12 protein-coding genes are annotated in these 15,792 nt (G+C 71.2%); 10 read left to right on the forward strand and 2 right to left on the reverse strand.

Features of this window, described 5'->3' with window-relative positions:
* Positions 1-2 precede the first annotated feature (2 nt).
* Genes mmsA through JOF41_RS07775 form a run of 3 tightly spaced genes read left to right on the forward strand, consistent with a single transcriptional unit; the run spans position 3 to position 4,087 of the window.
* The gene (gene mmsA, locus JOF41_RS07765) at positions 3-1,529 is read left to right on the forward strand and encodes a multiple monosaccharide ABC transporter ATP-binding protein (RefSeq protein ID WP_189226589.1); all 1,527 of its coding nucleotides are present in this window, start codon (positions 3-5) and stop codon (positions 1,527-1,529) included.
* On the forward strand, positions 1,526-2,740 hold the full coding sequence (mmsB, locus tag JOF41_RS07770) for a multiple monosaccharide ABC transporter permease (protein ID WP_209617370.1): 1,215 nt from the start codon (positions 1,526-1,528) through the stop codon (positions 2,738-2,740). The genes mmsA and mmsB overlap by 4 nt, the downstream gene beginning before the upstream one ends.
* A gap of 48 nt (positions 2,741-2,788) precedes the next feature.
* Positions 2,789-4,087 carry a C39 family peptidase gene (locus JOF41_RS07775; RefSeq protein WP_209617373.1) on the forward strand — a complete coding sequence of 433 codons (1,299 nt, stop codon included), beginning with the start codon at positions 2,789-2,791 and terminating at the stop codon, positions 4,085-4,087.
* Here JOF41_RS07775 and JOF41_RS07780 read toward each other — a convergent pair.
* On the reverse strand, positions 4,006-4,614 hold the full coding sequence (locus tag JOF41_RS07780; protein WP_209617376.1) for a hypothetical protein: 609 nt from the start codon (positions 4,612-4,614) through the stop codon (positions 4,006-4,008). The two genes, JOF41_RS07775 and JOF41_RS07780, sit on opposite strands and share 82 nt — an antisense overlap.
* Before the next feature lie 324 nt (positions 4,615-4,938).
* Between JOF41_RS07780 and JOF41_RS07785 the strand changes: the two genes are divergently transcribed.
* Positions 4,939-6,072 carry a right-handed parallel beta-helix repeat-containing protein gene (locus tag JOF41_RS07785; RefSeq protein ID WP_209617379.1) on the forward strand — a complete coding sequence of 378 codons (1,134 nt, stop codon included), beginning with the start codon at positions 4,939-4,941 and terminating at the stop codon, positions 6,070-6,072.
* 108 nt (positions 6,073-6,180) lie between these two features.
* Entirely contained in the window at positions 6,181-6,966 is a 786-nt protein-coding gene (locus tag JOF41_RS07790) for a DeoR/GlpR family DNA-binding transcription regulator (RefSeq protein ID WP_189226593.1), read from the forward strand.
* A gap of 321 nt (positions 6,967-7,287) precedes the next feature.
* Here JOF41_RS07790 and JOF41_RS07795 read toward each other — a convergent pair whose 3' ends face one another.
* The gene (locus JOF41_RS07795; RefSeq protein ID WP_189226660.1) at positions 7,288-8,286 is read right to left on the reverse strand and encodes a LacI family DNA-binding transcriptional regulator; all 999 of its coding nucleotides are present in this window, start codon (positions 8,284-8,286) and stop codon (positions 7,288-7,290) included.
* Between the two features lie 150 nt (positions 8,287-8,436).
* Here JOF41_RS07795 and JOF41_RS07800 point away from each other — a divergent pair, with 150 nt between their 5' ends.
* From JOF41_RS07800 to JOF41_RS07820, 5 genes are read left to right on the forward strand one after another with little or no spacing between them, the layout of a single operon-like run.
* On the forward strand, positions 8,437-9,501 hold the full coding sequence (locus JOF41_RS07800) for an ABC transporter substrate-binding protein (RefSeq protein WP_189226594.1): 1,065 nt from the start codon (positions 8,437-8,439) through the stop codon (positions 9,499-9,501).
* Between the two features lies 1 nt (position 9,502).
* A complete protein-coding gene (locus tag JOF41_RS07805) occupies positions 9,503-11,020 on the forward strand; it encodes a sugar ABC transporter ATP-binding protein (protein WP_189226595.1) in 1,518 nt (505 codons plus the stop codon).
* Positions 11,017-11,964 (forward strand): ABC transporter permease, encoded by a 948-nt coding sequence (locus JOF41_RS07810; protein ID WP_189226596.1) that lies wholly within the window; start codon positions 11,017-11,019, stop codon positions 11,962-11,964. Before JOF41_RS07805 ends, JOF41_RS07810 begins: the two co-directional genes overlap by 4 nt.
* A gap of 8 nt (positions 11,965-11,972) precedes the next feature.
* Entirely contained in the window at positions 11,973-12,950 is a 978-nt protein-coding gene (locus JOF41_RS07815; protein WP_209624068.1) for an ABC transporter permease, read from the forward strand.
* A 53-nt stretch (positions 12,951-13,003) separates the two neighbouring features.
* On the forward strand, positions 13,004-15,739 hold the full coding sequence (locus JOF41_RS07820; RefSeq protein ID WP_209617381.1) for an AbfB domain-containing protein: 2,736 nt from the start codon (positions 13,004-13,006) through the stop codon (positions 15,737-15,739).
* The last annotated feature ends 53 nt before the right edge of the window (positions 15,740-15,792 follow it).

Genomic DNA, 15,792 nt, shown 5'->3' on the forward strand with positions numbered 1-15,792 from the left:
GGATGACCGACGAAATCCTGGTGATGCGCGGCATCACCAAGCGGTTCGCCGGGGTCACCGCGCTGCGCGACGTCAACTTCGCCGTGCGGCGCGGTGAGATCCACGCGATCTGCGGCGAGAACGGCGCGGGCAAGTCGACCCTGATGAAGGTGCTCTCCGGCGTGCACCCGCACGGCTCCTACGAAGGGGACATCCTCTTCGAGGGCCAACCGTGCGAGTTCTCCGGCGTGCGCGACAGCGAGCGGCGCGGCATCGTGATCATCCACCAGGAACTGGCGCTGTGCCCCCAGCTGTCCATCGCGGAGAACCTGTTCCTGGGCAACGAGCGGGCCAGCCGCGGGTTCATCGACTGGAACCGCACCAACCACGCGGCGGCCGAGCTGATGGCGCGCGTGGGCCTGCGGGAGAACCCGACCACCCCGGTCAGCGACATCGGCGTGGGCAAGCAGCAGCTGGTGGAGATCGCCAAGGCGCTGTCCAAGGAGGTCAAGCTCCTCATCCTGGACGAGCCGACGGCGGCGCTCAACGACGACGACTCCGCGCACCTGCTCGACCTGCTCGACGGCCTGCGCGAGCAGGGCATCACCTGCGTGATCATCTCGCACAAGCTCAACGAGGTCACCAGGATCGCGGACAGCATCACCATCCTGCGCGACGGGCGCACGATCGAGACGCTGCCCGCGGCCGAGGTCACCGAGGACCGGATCATCTCCGGCATGGTCGGCCGCGACCTGGAGCACCGCTTCCCGCCGCGCGAGCCGCACATCGGTGAAGAGGTGCTGCGGATCGAGGACTGGACCGTGCACAGCCCGGTCCAGCCGGACCGGGTGGTGGTCAAGGGCGCGTCGCTGACCCTGCGGCGCGGCGAGATCGTGGGCCTGGCCGGGCTGATGGGCGCGGGCCGCACGGAGCTGGCCATGAGCGTGTTCGGCCGCTCCTACGGGGTCAACATCTCCGGCCGGGTGGTCAAGGAAGGCCGGGAGATCACGCCCCGCACGGTGGACCAGGCGATCAAGCACGGCATCGCCTACGTCAGCGAGGACCGCAAGCGCTACGGCCTCAACCTCATCGAGGACGTGCAGCGCAACGTCTCCGCGGCGGGCCTGTCCAAGCTGGCCAAGCAGGGCTGGGTGAACGAGAACGAGGAGCACTCGGTCGCCGAGCGGTTCCGGCGCAGCATGGGCATCAAGGCCGCCAGCGTGGCCACGCCGACGGGCACCCTGTCCGGCGGCAACCAGCAGAAGGTCGTGCTGGCCAAGTGGATGTTCACCGACCCCGACGTGCTGATCCTCGACGAGCCGACCCGCGGCATCGACGTGGGCGCGAAGTACGAGATCTACACGATCATCAACGAGCTGGCCGCGCAGGGCCGCGCGGTGCTGGTCATCTCCTCCGAGCTGCCGGAGCTGCTCGGCCTGTGCGACCGCATCTACACGCTGTCCGAGGGCCGCATCACCGGGGAGCTGCCCCGCGAGGAAGCGACCCAGGAACGCCTCATGCTCCACATGACCCAGGGACAGACCTCATGACCACCAAGCTGGCCGCCCCGCCGACGGCGGCCGAGGGCGCGGCGCCGCGCAAGTTCTCGATCAACCTCCGGCAGAGCGGCATCTACGTGGCGTTCGCGCTGATCGTGGTGCTGTTCTCCGTGTTGACCGACGGCGCGCTGCTGCAACCGCAGAACATCTCCAACATCATCGTCCAGAACTCCTACGTGCTGATCCTGGCGATCGGCATGATCCTGGTGATCATCGGCGGGCACATCGACCTGTCGGTGGGCTCGGTGGTCGCGCTGACCGGCGCCATCTGCGCGGTGCTGACCGTGCAGATGGGCCTGCCGTGGTGGCTGGCCGTGCTGGCGACGCTGGCCTCGGGCGCGCTGATCGGCGCGGCGCAGGGCTACTGGATCGCCTACTTCGGCATCCCGGCGTTCATCGTCACCCTGGCCGGGATGCTGGTGTTCCGCGCGCTGACCCTGACCGTGCTGGGCAACCAGGGCATCGGGCCGTTCCCGGAGCAGATCCGCACCCTGGCCAACGGCTTCACCGAGGGCTACCTGGGCAACGTGGGCCTGGGGCCGCTGGGCGGCGCGGACCTGGTCAGCCTGCTGGTGGGCGTCGCCTGCGTGGCGGGCTTCGCGTTCTCGCAGTGGCGCAAGCGGCAGGCGCGGCTGGGCTACAAGCAGATCGTGGACCCGATGCCGGTGTTCCTGCTCAAGATCGTCGGCGTGGCGGTGGTCGTGCTGGCCGTCGTGGTGCAGCTGGCCCGGTTCCGCAACCTGCCGTGGGTGCTGGTGCTGCTGGCGGTGCTGGCCATGGGCTACTCGCTGGTGGCCAACCGGTCGGTGTTCGGCCGCCACATCTACGCGGTGGGCGGCAACCTCCAGGCCGCGACGCTGTCCGGCGTCAAGGTCAAGGCGGTGACCTTCTGGCTGTTCGTGAACATGGGCGCGCTGGCCGCGCTGGCGGGCGTGATCTTCGCGGGCCGGTTGAACCAGGCCGGTCCGACCGCGGGCACCTCGTTCGAGCTGGACGCGATCGCGGCGGCCTTCATCGGCGGCGCGGCGGTGCAGGGCGGCGTGGGCAAGGTGGTCGGCGCGATCACCGGCGGCCTGATCATGGGCGTGATCAACAACGGCATGTCCCTGATCGGCGCGCCCAGCGAGCGGGTCATGCTGGTCAAGGGCCTGGTGCTGCTCATCGCGGTGGCCTACGACGTGTGGACCAAGCGCCGGGCGTAGCCCGGTTGGGTGTTTACGGAAAAAGATCGCAACACGACAATCGTCAACATGAGGTCGCGCGTGTTGTGCTCGGTGCTGCTCGGTGTCACCACGGTCCTGTCGGTGGTGACACCGGCGGCCGCCGAGGGGAGCGAGGTGGACTACCGCGAGTGGCGGGCCGGTGACTTCCGGCGCGGCCACTTCGAGGGCACCGCCCCCTGGCTCGGCGGCCTGGTGCTGGCCCGCCCGGCGGGGCGGGTCGAGCACGAGGCCAAGACCTACGACTACGCGCGCTGGACCTCGCCGGTGCACCGGGTGGGCTTCGCCGCCACCCAGGCCGTGGCCTCCTGGAACGCCCGCACGCCCGCGGGCACCTGGCTGCAGGTGGAGTTCCGGGGCGCGGACACCGGCTGGTACGTGATGGGCCGCTGGGCCTCCGGCGACGGCGACATCAAGCGCGCCACCGTGTCCGGCCAGTCCGACGAGCACGGCTACGTCGACGTGGACACCTACGTGGCCCGTCGGCCGCTGCGCGGCTACCAGCTGCGGGTCACCCTCTACCGGCAGGTCGGCTCGCACGCCACACCGTCGGTGTCCATGGTGGGCGCGATGGCCTCGGCCGTCCCGGACCGCTTCACCGTGCCCGCGAGCAGCCCCGGCCCGGCGCGCGGCGTCGAGCTGCCGGTGCCGCGCTACTCGCAGAACGTGCACGCGGGCCAGTACCCCGAGTACGACAACGGCGGCGAGGCGTGGTGCAGCCCCACCTCGACGGAGATGGTCGTCGAGTACTGGCGCCGCGGACCGACGCCGCAGGACCTGGCCTGGGTCAAGCCCGGCTACCCGGACCCCAGCGTCGCCCACGCCGCCCGGCACACCTACGACTACGACTACCAGGGCGCGGGCAACTGGCCGTTCAACACCGCGTACGCGGCCACGTTCGGCCTGCGCGCGCACGTGACGCGGCTGCGGTCGCTGACCGAGCTGGAGCGCTACATCGCGCGCGGCATCCCGGTGATCACCTCACAGTCCTTCCGCGAGGACGAGCTGGACGGCGCGGGCTACGGCACGGCCGGGCACATCATGGTGGTCGTCGGCTTCACCGAGTCCGGCGACGTGATCGCCAACGACCCCGCCTCGCCGTCCAACGAGGCGGTGCGCCGGGTCTACAAGAGGGCGCAGTTCGAGACCGTCTGGCTGCGCACGCAGCGGCACCTGGCCGACGGCACGGTGGGCGGCGGGTCCGGCGGCATCGCCTACATCATCGCCCCGCCCGCCCGGCCGGTAGGTCAGGTCTCCACGGGCGGCGACAGCTCACTCAGCCGCAGCCCCCACAGGCGCCCCTCGGCCTCGGTCGCGCGCGACCGGTAGTACACGAACCAACCCTCTTCGACGGAGCTCAGGTAGAACTGGCCGTCGAAGTCGACGACGTCACCATCGCGCCTGCCGGGGCACCAGGCGAACCCCCTGCCACCGCCCATGGCCCGGTCGTCGGTGCTCATGAAAACGCAACCGTTGTGAGAGCTGATGTGCTCGAAGTTGTAGAGCCCCACGTTCCCGCCGTACGGGGGCGTCAGCGGCGGCCTGGTGACCGCCTCGGCGGCCAGCCGTTCCAGCGCCGCTTGGTGCCAGGGGAACACCGCCCGGCCGACCAGGTCCCCGGAGGCCGCAGCCCAGCTCGCCGCGAACAGCGCCGGGGCGATCAGCAGCGGCCGCAGCCTCGCGAGATACCTGCGACGGCGAACGGGCGACTCCATGAGCCAGGCCAGGCAGGCCAGGGCCCACAACAGGGCCACCACGCCCCAGCCGACCAGGGCCATCACCAGCACGGAGTAGTACCCGCTCGGCACGCAGACGCCCAACAGCAACAGGCAGGCGGACGGGACGCTCCACCCCACCGACCACCACGGCGAATTCCACCATTCCACAAGACACCCCCAGAGATCATCACGTAGGACGCGCGGTCCCCGCTCGGGTTGCCCTTGACGATGCGGCGCGCATCCGATTGACTCGAAGCCCTCTGGGAGCGTTCCCAGAGCAGAGGACAAGGAGCAACGGTGCTCACCTCTCCTGTCGCGCACGGGCGTGACCACTCGCTCTGCGGCAGCCCCCACCGCTGATCCGCCGATCCCTCCTGCCCACGTCCCCCGTGGGCAGGCGGGATCTCCTCGCCGGTTCCGCCGCCCATCAGGAAAGCGCTTACCGCCTGTAGAGGAGAACCAGTGAGAAGCCTGGCCCTGCTGGGTGCCGCGATCCTCACCGCGGCACTCGCGCACACCACCGCCCCCAGTGCCACGGCCGCCGACTGCGGAACCGGCTCGTTCAACGCCGAAGCGGTGCTCTCCGGCAGCACCTGGACCGCGCGCAACGGCAGTCGCACCGTCTACACCGGCACCAGCATGCTGGCCGCCATGCAGGCCGCGACGGGCAGCCTGACCACGGGCCGCACGTCCAAGGAGCGCGTCGTCGTGCGCGGCTCCGGCTCGATCAGCGCCGGTTCGCGGTTCTCGCTGCCCAGCTACACCACCCTCGACGTGTGCGGCACGATCAACGTCACCGGGTCCGGCTCCGGCGACCAAGCCCCGGTCTACGCGCGCAACGTCCGCGACATCGAGGTCCAGCACCTGACCCTGACCGGCGCGCCGCTGTACGGCATCTTCATCCGCAACGCCACCAACGTGGTGCTCGGCCAGATCGACATGCGGCTGTCCGCCGGGCTGGGCATCCGCATCGACAACCACGGCGACCGCGCGGTGCGCACCCGCAACGTGCGCATCGACAACGTCCACGTCTCCGGCGCGAGTTCGCACGCGGTGGAGACCTACGGCGTGGACCAGTTGACCATCGGCACCGTGACCGCGCGCGACGTCGGCGGCTCGGGCCTGCTGCTCAACGACACCACCAACGCCACCATCACCACCGTGGACGGCAGCGGAGCGGGCACCGGCACCGGCTACGCCGCGTTCCGCACCGCCAACCGCAACGGCCGCATCGGCGACAGCTACCCCACCAACATCCGGGTGGGCCAGGTCATCGCCCGCGGCGGCGGGCGCGGCGTCTTCTGCGTCTCGGAGAGCGGCGGTCTGGTCATCGACCGCGTGGACATCGCGCAGACCGGCAGCAACGCCGTGCTGATCGAGAACTGCTACAACGTCACCCTGGCCGCGCAGAGCGGCACGGTGAGCGGGCCGGGCGACATCCGGCTGGCCGCGCGGTCGGAGTTCCCGGTCACCCGCGACGTGGTGGTGCAGAACCTGCGGGTCAGCAACTCGGCGATCACCGAGAACCCGTGCGGGACCAACACCACCTTCCGCAACAACACCCTGGTCGGCTCCAGCCAGAAGATCTGCTCCTGACCACCGCCCGGATGCCGAATCGTCCCTACCGCACCTTCTGCCCGTGGCCACGGTGCGTTAGGTTCGCCACCACGGTGCGTGCAGTTCGCGCGGTGCGGGAGGCGATGGGTGAATCGGTACGAGCGGTTGAACGCCCTGCTCGCCCTGCTCGCCGAGCGGGGCAGGGTCGAGGTCGACGACATCGCGGACGAGCTGGCGGTGTCCGGCGCGACCATCCGCCGGGACCTCGACCACCTGGCCGAGCAGCAGCTGCTGACCAGGACCCGCGGCGGCGCCGTCGCCCACTCGGTGGCCTACGACCTGCCCCTGCGCTACAAGACCGTGCGACGCGCGGGGGAGAAGCTGCGCATCGGCCGCGCCGCTGCGCAGCTGGTCGGCCGCGGGTCCGTGGTCGGCCTCAACGGCGGCACCACGGCCACCGAGGTGGCCAGGGCGCTGGTGACCAGCGCGGAAGTCGGCGGCGCGGGCGGCGACGGCGTGATCACCGTGGTGACCAACGCGCTCAACATCGCCAACGAGCTGGCCGTGCGCCCCCAGGTGAAGCTGGTGGTGACCGGCGGGGTGGCCCGTCCCCAGTCCTATGAGCTGGTCAGCCCGCTGGCCAACAAGATCGTCGGCGGGCTGAGCCTGGACGTGACGTTCCTCGGCGTGGACGCGATCGACCCGGACGCGGGCGCGGCCGCGCACCACGAGGGCGAGGCGGAGATCAACCGGGTGCTGGCCGAGCGGGCCCGCCAGGTGGTCGTGGTGGCCGACTCCTCCAAGATCGGCGCGCGGGCGTTCGCCTCGATCTGCGAGATCGGTCGGGTCCACGTGCTGGTGACCGACACCGACGCCGACGCCGACGAGGTGCGCCGCTTCCGCGAACGCGGCGTCGAGGTCCACCAAGTCTGACCCCGCGAGTCGAACCTCCAGGCACCCCGAATTCAACATTCGCGCACCCCGACCCGCACTTCCGCGCCCTGACCGGTGCTTTCCCGCCTTCGGTCCACGCTCACGCCCCCACCCCGTGCTTTTCGCGCCCTCCGCCCCGCGCTTCCCGTGACTCGGGTAGTAGTTACCGCCCTCCCCAGCCCCGTCGGGTAGTACTTGCCGACGCACCAGGGCTGCGCGACCCGCCGTCCTTGGTGACCTGCCGCGCGGCGAGCGCACCGCCCTTGCCCCACCCCAACGACGAACTCGCGGTACCCGAGCGTTCGACTCGCGGGGGAGGGGTCAGCTGGTGCTCTCGCGGATCTCCAGGGCGAACGGGACGTGCACCTGCTGCGGTGCCAGGCCCTCCTCGCCCGACACGCGGCGGCGCAGCAGGTCGACCGCGGCGCGGGCGATGGCCCTCTTGTCCGGTGCGATCGTGGTCAACGACGGCAGGCTGTAGGCGCTCTCCTCGTTGTTGTCGAACCCCACGATCGCCACGTCCCCCGGCACTCGCACGCCGCGCTCGGCGGCGGCTCGCAGCGCGCCGATGGCCAGCAGGTCGTTGAAGCAGAACACCGCGTCCGGCGGCTCGGGCAGCGCCAGCAGGTCTGCCATCGCGGTCGCGCCGTCGCGCCGGTGGTAGTTCAACGCCGGGGCGATCAGCTCTTCGCGCACCGGCAGCCCCGCCTCGGTCAGCGCCGACCGGTAGCCCGCCAGCCGCAGCGCCGCGGTGCCGCGCGTCGGGTGCTGCCCGATCGCGGCGATGCGGGTGCGCCCGATGGCCACCAGGTGCCGCACGGCCACCTCGGCGGCCCGCACGTTGTCGATGCCCACCCGGTCCACCGGCACGTCGACCGCGTGCTCGCCGAGCATCACCATCGGCACGCCGCCGGACAGCTCCTCGAAGTCGTTGGCGTGCAGCGCTTCCGGGCTGACGATCGCGCCGTCGACCATGTGCGGGCCCAGCGCGCCCAGCGTGGCGCGCTCGCCCTCCCTGGTGCCCAGGGTTTGCTCGATGAGCACGTTCCACTCCTGGTCGTGCCCGGCGTTGATGACCAGCCCGGCCAGCTCGCCGAAGTAGGGGATGCTCAGCTCCGGCAGCACCAGGGCCAGGAAACCGGTGCGGCCGCGGCGCAGGTTGCGCGCGCCGACGTTGGGCCGGTAGCCGGTGGCGGCCAGGGCCTCCTCGACCCGCCGCCGGTTCTCTGGCTTCACGAAGGCGTAGCCGTTGACGACGTTGGACACCGTCTTCACCGACACGCCCGCGAGCTCGGCGACGTCCTTGAGGGTGGCGGCCACCATCAGCCCCCTTCGGCTGGCAGGCAGGACAAGCGTGGCACGAGTGTAGCCGTGCGTTAGAAGGGTTTACAACGTTGTGCCAACGATGTAAAAGTGGTTCGACCATTGTGACGCGGGTAACGCCGCCCGGTCCACCGAGGAGCGAAGACCATGTCCCTCGCCCGCCCCGCCGTCGTGGCCACCGCCGTGCTGGCCGTCGCGCTGACCTCCTGCACCAGCCGGGAAACCCAGTCCACAGGCCAGAGCAGCGGTGGTCCGGCCGCCTCGGCCGCGGCCGTGCAGTCCTCCGGTCCCGGCTGCACGCTCGCGCAGACCGGCTACCCGAAGGTCGACGTCAAGGACGCGATCATCGGCTTCTCCCAGTCGGAGAAGGAGGCCAACCCGTTCCGCACCGCCGAGACCCAATCCATCCGGGACGAGGCGGCCAAGCTGGGCATCCCGGACGACAAGCTGCTGGTCACCAACGCCCAGAGCGACCTGAACAAGCAGATCAGCGACATCAAGTCGCTGCTGGACCGGGGCGCGCAGCTGCTCGTCGTGGCGCCGCTGAACTCCGACGGCCTGCAGCCCGCACTGGACGCGGCCAAGGCCAAGAAGGTCCCGGTGATCACCATCGACCGCAAGGTGACCTCCCAGCCCTGCGCCGACTACCTGACCTTCATCGGCTCCGACTTCGTCGAGCAGGGCAAGCGCGCCGCGCGGCAGATGGCCAGGGTGACCGGCGGCAGCGGCAAGGTCGCCATCCTGCTCGGCGCCTCGGGCAACAACGTCACCACCGACCGCACCAAGGGCTTCAAGGACGAGCTGGTCAACACGCCGGGCCTGACCGTGGTCGCCGAGCAGACCGGCGAGTTCGACCGCTCCAAGGGGCAGGCGGTGATGGAGCAGCTGATTCAGAGCAACCCCGACATCACCGCGGTCTACGCGGAGAACGACGAGATGGGCATCGGCGCGGTGACCGCGCTGCGCGGCGCGGGCAAGCAGCCGGGCAAGGACGTCAAGATCGTCTCGGTGGACGGCACCCAGAACGCCGTGCGGATGATCGCCGAGGGCAGCTACAACGCGGTCATCGAGTCCAACCCGCGCTTCGGCCCGCTGGCCTTCCAGACCCTCCAGCGGTTCGCCGACGGCGAGGAGGTCCCGCCGACCGTGGTCATCTCCGACGACGAGTACGACGAGACCAACGCGGCGCAGAAGCTCGGGAACGCGTACTGACGTGGACCCGGTGCTGGAGGTAGTCGACGCCACCAAGGAGTTCGGTGGCGTGCGGGCGCTGGACGGCGTGTCGTTCGCGCTGCGGCCGGGGGAGGTGCACGCCCTGGTCGGCGAGAACGGCGCGGGCAAGTCGACGCTGATCAAGGTGCTGACCGGGGTGCACCGCCCCGACTCGGGGCAACTGCGGCACCGGGGCGAGCCGGTGGTGTTCACCCGGCCCGCGCAGGCGCAGCAGGCCGGGATCTCCACGATCTACCAGGAGGTCAACCTCATCCCGCTGATGAGCGTGGCGGGCAACCTGTTCCTCGGCCGCGAGCCCCGCAACCGCTGGGGGCTGGTGGACCGCGCCAGGATGAACGAGATGGCCGAGCGGGTGCTGGCGGGTTACGGCATCCGGGAGGACGTCCGCCGCCCGCTGGGGACGCTGGCGGTCGGCGCGCAGCAGATGGTGGCGCTGGCGCGGGCCGTGGCCACCGACGCGCACGTGGTCATCATGGACGAGCCCACCTCGTCGCTGGAGCCGCGCGAGGTGGAGACCCTGTTCGGCGTCATCGAGGAGCTGCACCGGCGCGACATCGCGATCGTCTACGTCAGTCACCGGATGGACGAGCTGTACCGGATCTGCGACCGGGTCACCGTGCTGCGGGACGGCAAGCACGTGCACACCGGTCCGCTGGCGGAGCTGCCGCGCATCGAGCTGGTGTCGATGATGCTGGGCCGCGAGGTCGGCGACATCCGGGCGCACGGCACCACCGGGTTCGGCGAGGACCACCACGCGGGCCGGGAACCGGTGCTGCGCGCGGAGCACCTGGCCAGCGGGCAGCGGCTGCGGGACGTGTCGCTGACCGTGCGCCCCGGCGAGGTGGTCGGCTTGGCCGGGCTGCTCGGCTCGGGCCGCAGCGAGACCGCGCGGGCCATCGTCGGGGCGCTGCCGCTGGACTCGGGCACCGTGCTGCTGGGCGGGAAGTCGTTGCCGCGCGGCGACGTCGCGGCGGCCGTGCGGTCCGGGGTGGCGCTGCTGGCCGAGGACCGCAAGGCCGAGGGCATCGTCCCGAACCTGTCGGTGCGGGAGAACATCGTGCTGGCCGCGCTGCCGAGGCTGTCGCGGTTCGGCGTGGTCAGCCGGGCGCGGCAGGACCGCGTGGTGGAGACCTTCATGCGCAGGCTGCGGATCAAGGCCTCCAGCCCGGACCAGAAGGTCGCCGAGCTCTCCGGCGGCAACCAGCAGAAGGTGCTGCTGGCGCGGTGGTTGTGCACCGAGCCGAAGGTGCTGCTGCTGGACGAGCCCACCCGCGGCATCGACGTGGGCGCCAAGGCCGAGGTGCAGGCGCTGGTCGACGAACTGGCCAAGGAGGGCCTGGCGGTGCTGCTGATCTCGTCGGAGATGGAGGAGCTGGTCGACGGCGCGGACCGGTTGGTGGTGCTCAAGGACGGCGCGGTGGTCGACGAGCTGGTCGGCGAGCAGGTCACCGAGGGCAACGTGCTGGCGGCGATCGCGTCCGGGGGTGAGCGGCGGTGACCATCGCGCTGGACCGGGCCCGCACGACGCGGTGGCTGCAGGAGTACGGCGTCTACGCCGCGGTGGTCGCCCTGCTGCTGTTCAACATCGCCTTCACGGCGAACTTCCTGTCGGTGGGCAACTTCCGCACCCAGCTGGTGCAGGCCGCGCCGGTGTGCATCGTCGCGCTGGGCATGGCGCTGGTGATCGGCACCGAGGGCGTGGACCTGTCCGTCGGCGCGACCATGGCGCTGGCCGCCTCGCTCATCCCGCTCTACCTGGGCGCGGGCCCCGCGCCCGCGATCGCCATGGCGCTGCTGGCGGGCCTGCTCGCGGGCACGTTCAACGGCTTCCTGGTGGCCTACCTGGGCATCCAGCCGATCGTGGCGACACTGGCCCTGCTGGTCGGCGGGCGGGGCCTGGCGCTGGTCATCGCCAACGGCCAGCTCGTCCAGCTGCACGACCCGGCGTTCCTGGCGCTGGGCACCGAGGACGTGCTGGGCGTCCCGGTCGGCGTGCTGGTGGCGGGCGTGCTGGCGGTGCTGGTGGCGCTGCTGGTCGGGCGCACCACGTTCGGCCGCGCGCTGGTGGCGGTCGGCGGCAACCGGGCGGCGGGTGTGCTGGCCGGGCTGCCGGTGCGCCGCGTGCTGCTGGGCGTGTACGCGCTGTGCGGCGTGCTGGCCGCGGTGGCGGGCGTGCTGTCCACCGCGCGGCTGAGCGCCAGCGACCCGGCCGACATCGGCCTGCTGATGGAGCTGTCGGCCATCACCGCCGTGGTCGTCGGCGGCACCCCGCTGACCGGCGGCCGGGTGCGCATCCTGGGCACCGTCATGGGTGTGGTGCTCATGCAGCTGGTGCGCGCCACGCTGATCAAGCACAACCTCCCGGATTCGACCGCACAGATGGTGCAGGCGGCGATCATCGTCGTCGCCGTCTACGTCGCGCGTGAGCGGAGCAGCCGATGACCGCCCAGATGACCGCACCGCCCGAGACCCCGGCCAAGCCTCGGCGCGAGCTCGTGGCCTCGGTGCTGCAGCGGCAGGGGGCGGCGATCGCGCTGGTGGTCGTGGTGGCCGTGGCGTGGCTGGCGTTCCCCCGCTTCGGCAGCCCGGACAACCTGCGCGACCTGGCGCTGCAGAGCTCGTTCCTGGCGGTGATCGCGCTCGGCATGACGTTCGTGATCATCACCGGCGGCATCGACCTGTCGGTCGGCTCGCTGTACGCGCTGGGCGGCGTGCTGGCCGCCTACGGCTCGCAGTGGGGCTTCCTGGCCGCCCTGCTGCTGCCCCTGCTGGTGTGCGGCGCGATCGGTCTGGTCAACGGCCTGCTGGTGGCCAGGACGGGCATGGCGCCGTTCATCGTCACGCTGGCCTCGCTGCTGTTCGCCAGGGGCCTGCTGCTGGCCATCACCGACGAGGGCTCCACCACCTACCAGATCGCGCCCGGCTCGGCCTTCCTGGAGCTGGGCCGCGGCACGGTGTTCGGGTTCGGCTACCCGGTGTTCATCGCCGCGGCGCTGTGCCTGCTGGGCGGTCTGGTGCTGCGCCGCACCAGGTTCGGGCAGTCGGTGTTCGCCACCGGCGGCGCCGAGCAGTCCGCGCTGCTGATGGGTGTCCCGGTGGCCCGCACCAAGATCGCGGTCTACGCGCTCAGCGGTGTGCTGTCCGGGTTCGCGGGCGCGTTGACGGCGTCCTACCTGCAGTCCGGCGTCACGGTCATCGGCGTGGGCACCGAGTTGGACGCCATCTCCGTGGTGGTCATCGGCGGCACGCTGCTGACCGGCGGCGCGGGCACCGTGCTCGGCACCGTGATGGGCGTCGGGCTGCGCAACGTGATCCAGAACATCATCAACCAGATCGGGACGCTCGACAGCAACTACCAGTCCGTGGTCAGCGGCGCGTTCCTGCTCGTGGTCGTCGTGCTCCAGCGGTCCCTGGTACGTCGCCGATGAGCCGCTGACGACCGACGGGCGCGCAACCCTTCCCTGCTCACAACGGAGTGACCATGCGCAAAGCCCTCGGTTCCCTGATAACAGCGCTGGCGCTGGCCTCGGCAAGCGCCGTGGCGCTCGCGCCCGGCGCGTCGGCGGCCACCTGGCAGCCCAAACCGGCACCGCTGACCACGCCGTGGACCGCCCAGGTGTCGCCGACCAACGCCCTGCCCGAGTACCCGCGCCCGCAGCTGGCGCGGCCGGACTGGCTCAACCTCAACGGGGTGTGGGAGTTCGCGGGCGCGGCGAACCTCGACAACCCGCCGATCGGCAGGCCGCTGGCCGAGGGCGTGCTGGTGCCCTACCCGGTCGAGTCGGCGCTGTCGGGCATCAAGCGGCACGAGGACAACATGTTCTACCGCCGCACGTTCACCGTCCCGGCGAACTGGAGCGGCCGTCGCGTCAAGCTCAACTTCGGCGCGGTCACCTGGGAGACCAGGGTGTGGGTCAACGGCGCCGGCGTGGGCGCGCACACCGGTGGCTTCGACGCCTTCTCCTTCGACATCACCAACGCCCTGCGCAGCGGGACCAACGAGATCGTCATCGGCGTGGCGTCTACTGTAGACGGACAGCGCTACCCGGTCGGCAAGCAGCGCCGCAACCCCAGTGGCATCTGGTACACGCCCGCGTCGGGCATCTGGCAGACGGTGTGGCTGGAACCGGTCAGCGCCAACCACATCACCCGCCTGGACACCACCCCCGACGTTCCGGCGGGCGTGCTCGACCTGGTGGTGCGGGGCACCGAGGGACAGCAGGTCCGCGCCGAGGTGCTCTCCGGCGGCGCGGTGGTCGGCACCGCGACCGGCGTGGTCGGCGCGCACCTGAGGGTGCCCGTGCCCAACGCCAGGCTGTGGTCGCCCGACGACCCGTTCCTGTACGACCTGCGCGTCACGATGCCCAACGGCGGCGACGTGGTGACCGGCTACTTCGGCATGAGGTCGCTGGGCAAGGCCGTGGTCGGCGGGGTGACGCGCCCGCTGCTCAACGGCGAGTTCGTGTTCCAGCTGGGCACCCTGGACCAGGGCTACTGGCCCGACGGCGGCTACACCGCGCCCACCGACGCGGCGCTGCGCTGGGACCTGGAGCGGCAGAAGGCGCTGGGCTTCAACATGGTCCGCAAGCACATCAAGGTGGAACCGGCGCGCTGGTACTACCACGCGGACCGGCTGGGCCTGCTGGTGTGGCAGGACATGCCGTCGCTGGACTCGGTGGACGACACGACCGCCGCGGGCCACGCCAACTACGAGGCCGAGCTGCGCCGGATCGTCGAGCAGCTCAAGGGCATCACGTCCATCGTGCAGTGGGTGCCGTTCAACGAGGGCTGGGGCGAGTACGACGCGGGCCGCATCGTGAACCTGGTGCGCTCGCTGGACAACACCCGCCTGGTCAACCACAACTCGGGGTCCAACTGCTGCGTCTCCGACCCGGATCCGGGCAACGGCGACGTCATCGACGACCACGCCTACCAGATGTCCGGCGGCACGCGGCTGCCCGACGCCAACCGGGTGGCGGTGCTGGGCGAGTACGGCGGACTGGGCAGGCGGATCGCGGGCCACGAGTACCAGCCCGGCGCCGGGTTCGCCTACGGCGAGCTGTACCCGGACGAGAACTCGCTGACCAACCGGTACGTGGAGATCACCAGGGAGGTCGGCAGGTTCGTGCACACCCGTGGCCTGTCCGCGTCGGTCTACACCGAGCCCTACGACGTGGAGAACGAGGTCAACGGCTTCTACACCTACGACCGCCAGGTGCTGAAGATGGCCGAGTCGCGGGTGCGCGCGGTGAACCAGCAGGTGTTGGCGATGGCGCGCGGCACGGAGGTGCTCCGCGGCGAGGCGGTGTCGTTGCGCGTGACGACTCCCGGTTACACCGACCGCCACCTGCGCCACCAGGGTGGTCTTGGACGCACCGACGTGCTCGGCGGCGATGTGGCGCTCAAGGACGGCACGTTCTGGGCGCGCCCCGGCCTGTCCGACGCGGCCTGCCTGTCGTTCGAGTCGCGCAACTTCCCCGGTTCCTACCTGCGCCACTCCGGGTACCGGGTGCGGTTGGACGCCAACGACGGCTCGGCGACCTTCGCGGGTGACGCGACGTTCTGCGCCCGCGCGGGCGCGGGCGGCACGGCGCTGGAGTCGCGCAACTTCCCCGGCCACTTCGTGCGCCACTACGGCGAGCAGGTCTACATCGCCCGTCAGGGCGGCACCAACCCGTGGGACTCCGGGGCGAGCTTCGCCGCGGACACCACGTGGGCGGTGACGATGCCGCTGTGGCGCAGCGGTGCGGACCTGCCGCTGGACCAGGCGCGGTCGTTCCAGGTGACCACGCCGGGCTTCACCGACCGGTACCTGCGCCACCAGGACGGGCTGGGGCGCACGGACGTGGTCGGCGCCTCCAGCGCGGCGCTGCTGAAGGCGGACGCGACCTTCGTCGTCCGGCGCGGGCTGGCCGACCCGTCCTGCTACTCGTTCGAGGCGCGCAACGCGGCGGGCTCCTATCTGCGGCACTCGGCGTTCCGGATTCGCCTCGACGTCAACGCGAACACCGACCTGTTCCGGCGGGACGCGACCTTCTGCGCCCAGCCCGGCGCGGGCGGGGTGCGGTTGGCCTCGGTGAACGAGTTGGGCGGCAACGTCCGCCACTACTCGGAAGAGGTGTGGGTGGCGACCAACGGGGGAGCGCACGCCTATGACAACCCCGCTTCCTACGCGCAGGACGTGAGCTGGGCGGTCACGGCCCCCTGGGCACCGTGACGCGCGCCGGCGGGGCTGCCGGTGCGCCGCACCGGCAGCCCCGCCGGACCGGC

Source organism: Saccharothrix coeruleofusca (assembly GCF_017876325.1).
GTDB classification, from domain to species: Bacteria; Actinomycetota; Actinomycetes; order Mycobacteriales; family Pseudonocardiaceae; genus Actinosynnema; species Actinosynnema coeruleofuscum.

Bases quoted from the DNA above. Each gene is read 5' to 3' on its own strand.
- mmsA (WP_189226589.1), top strand. From the start codon at position 3: ATGACCGACGAAATCCTGGTGATGCGCGGCATCACCAAGCGGTTCGCC.
- mmsB (WP_209617370.1), top strand. From the start codon at position 1,526: ATGACCACCAAGCTGGCCGCCCCGCCGACGGCGGCCGAGGGCGCGGCG.
- JOF41_RS07775 (WP_209617373.1), top strand. From the start codon at position 2,789: ATGAGGTCGCGCGTGTTGTGCTCGGTGCTGCTCGGTGTCACCACGGTC.
- JOF41_RS07800 (WP_189226594.1), top strand. From the start codon at position 8,437: ATGTCCCTCGCCCGCCCCGCCGTCGTGGCCACCGCCGTGCTGGCCGTC.
- JOF41_RS07815 (WP_209624068.1), top strand. From the start codon at position 11,973: ATGACCGCACCGCCCGAGACCCCGGCCAAGCCTCGGCGCGAGCTCGTG.
- JOF41_RS07820 (WP_209617381.1), top strand. From the start codon at position 13,004: ATGCGCAAAGCCCTCGGTTCCCTGATAACAGCGCTGGCGCTGGCCTCG.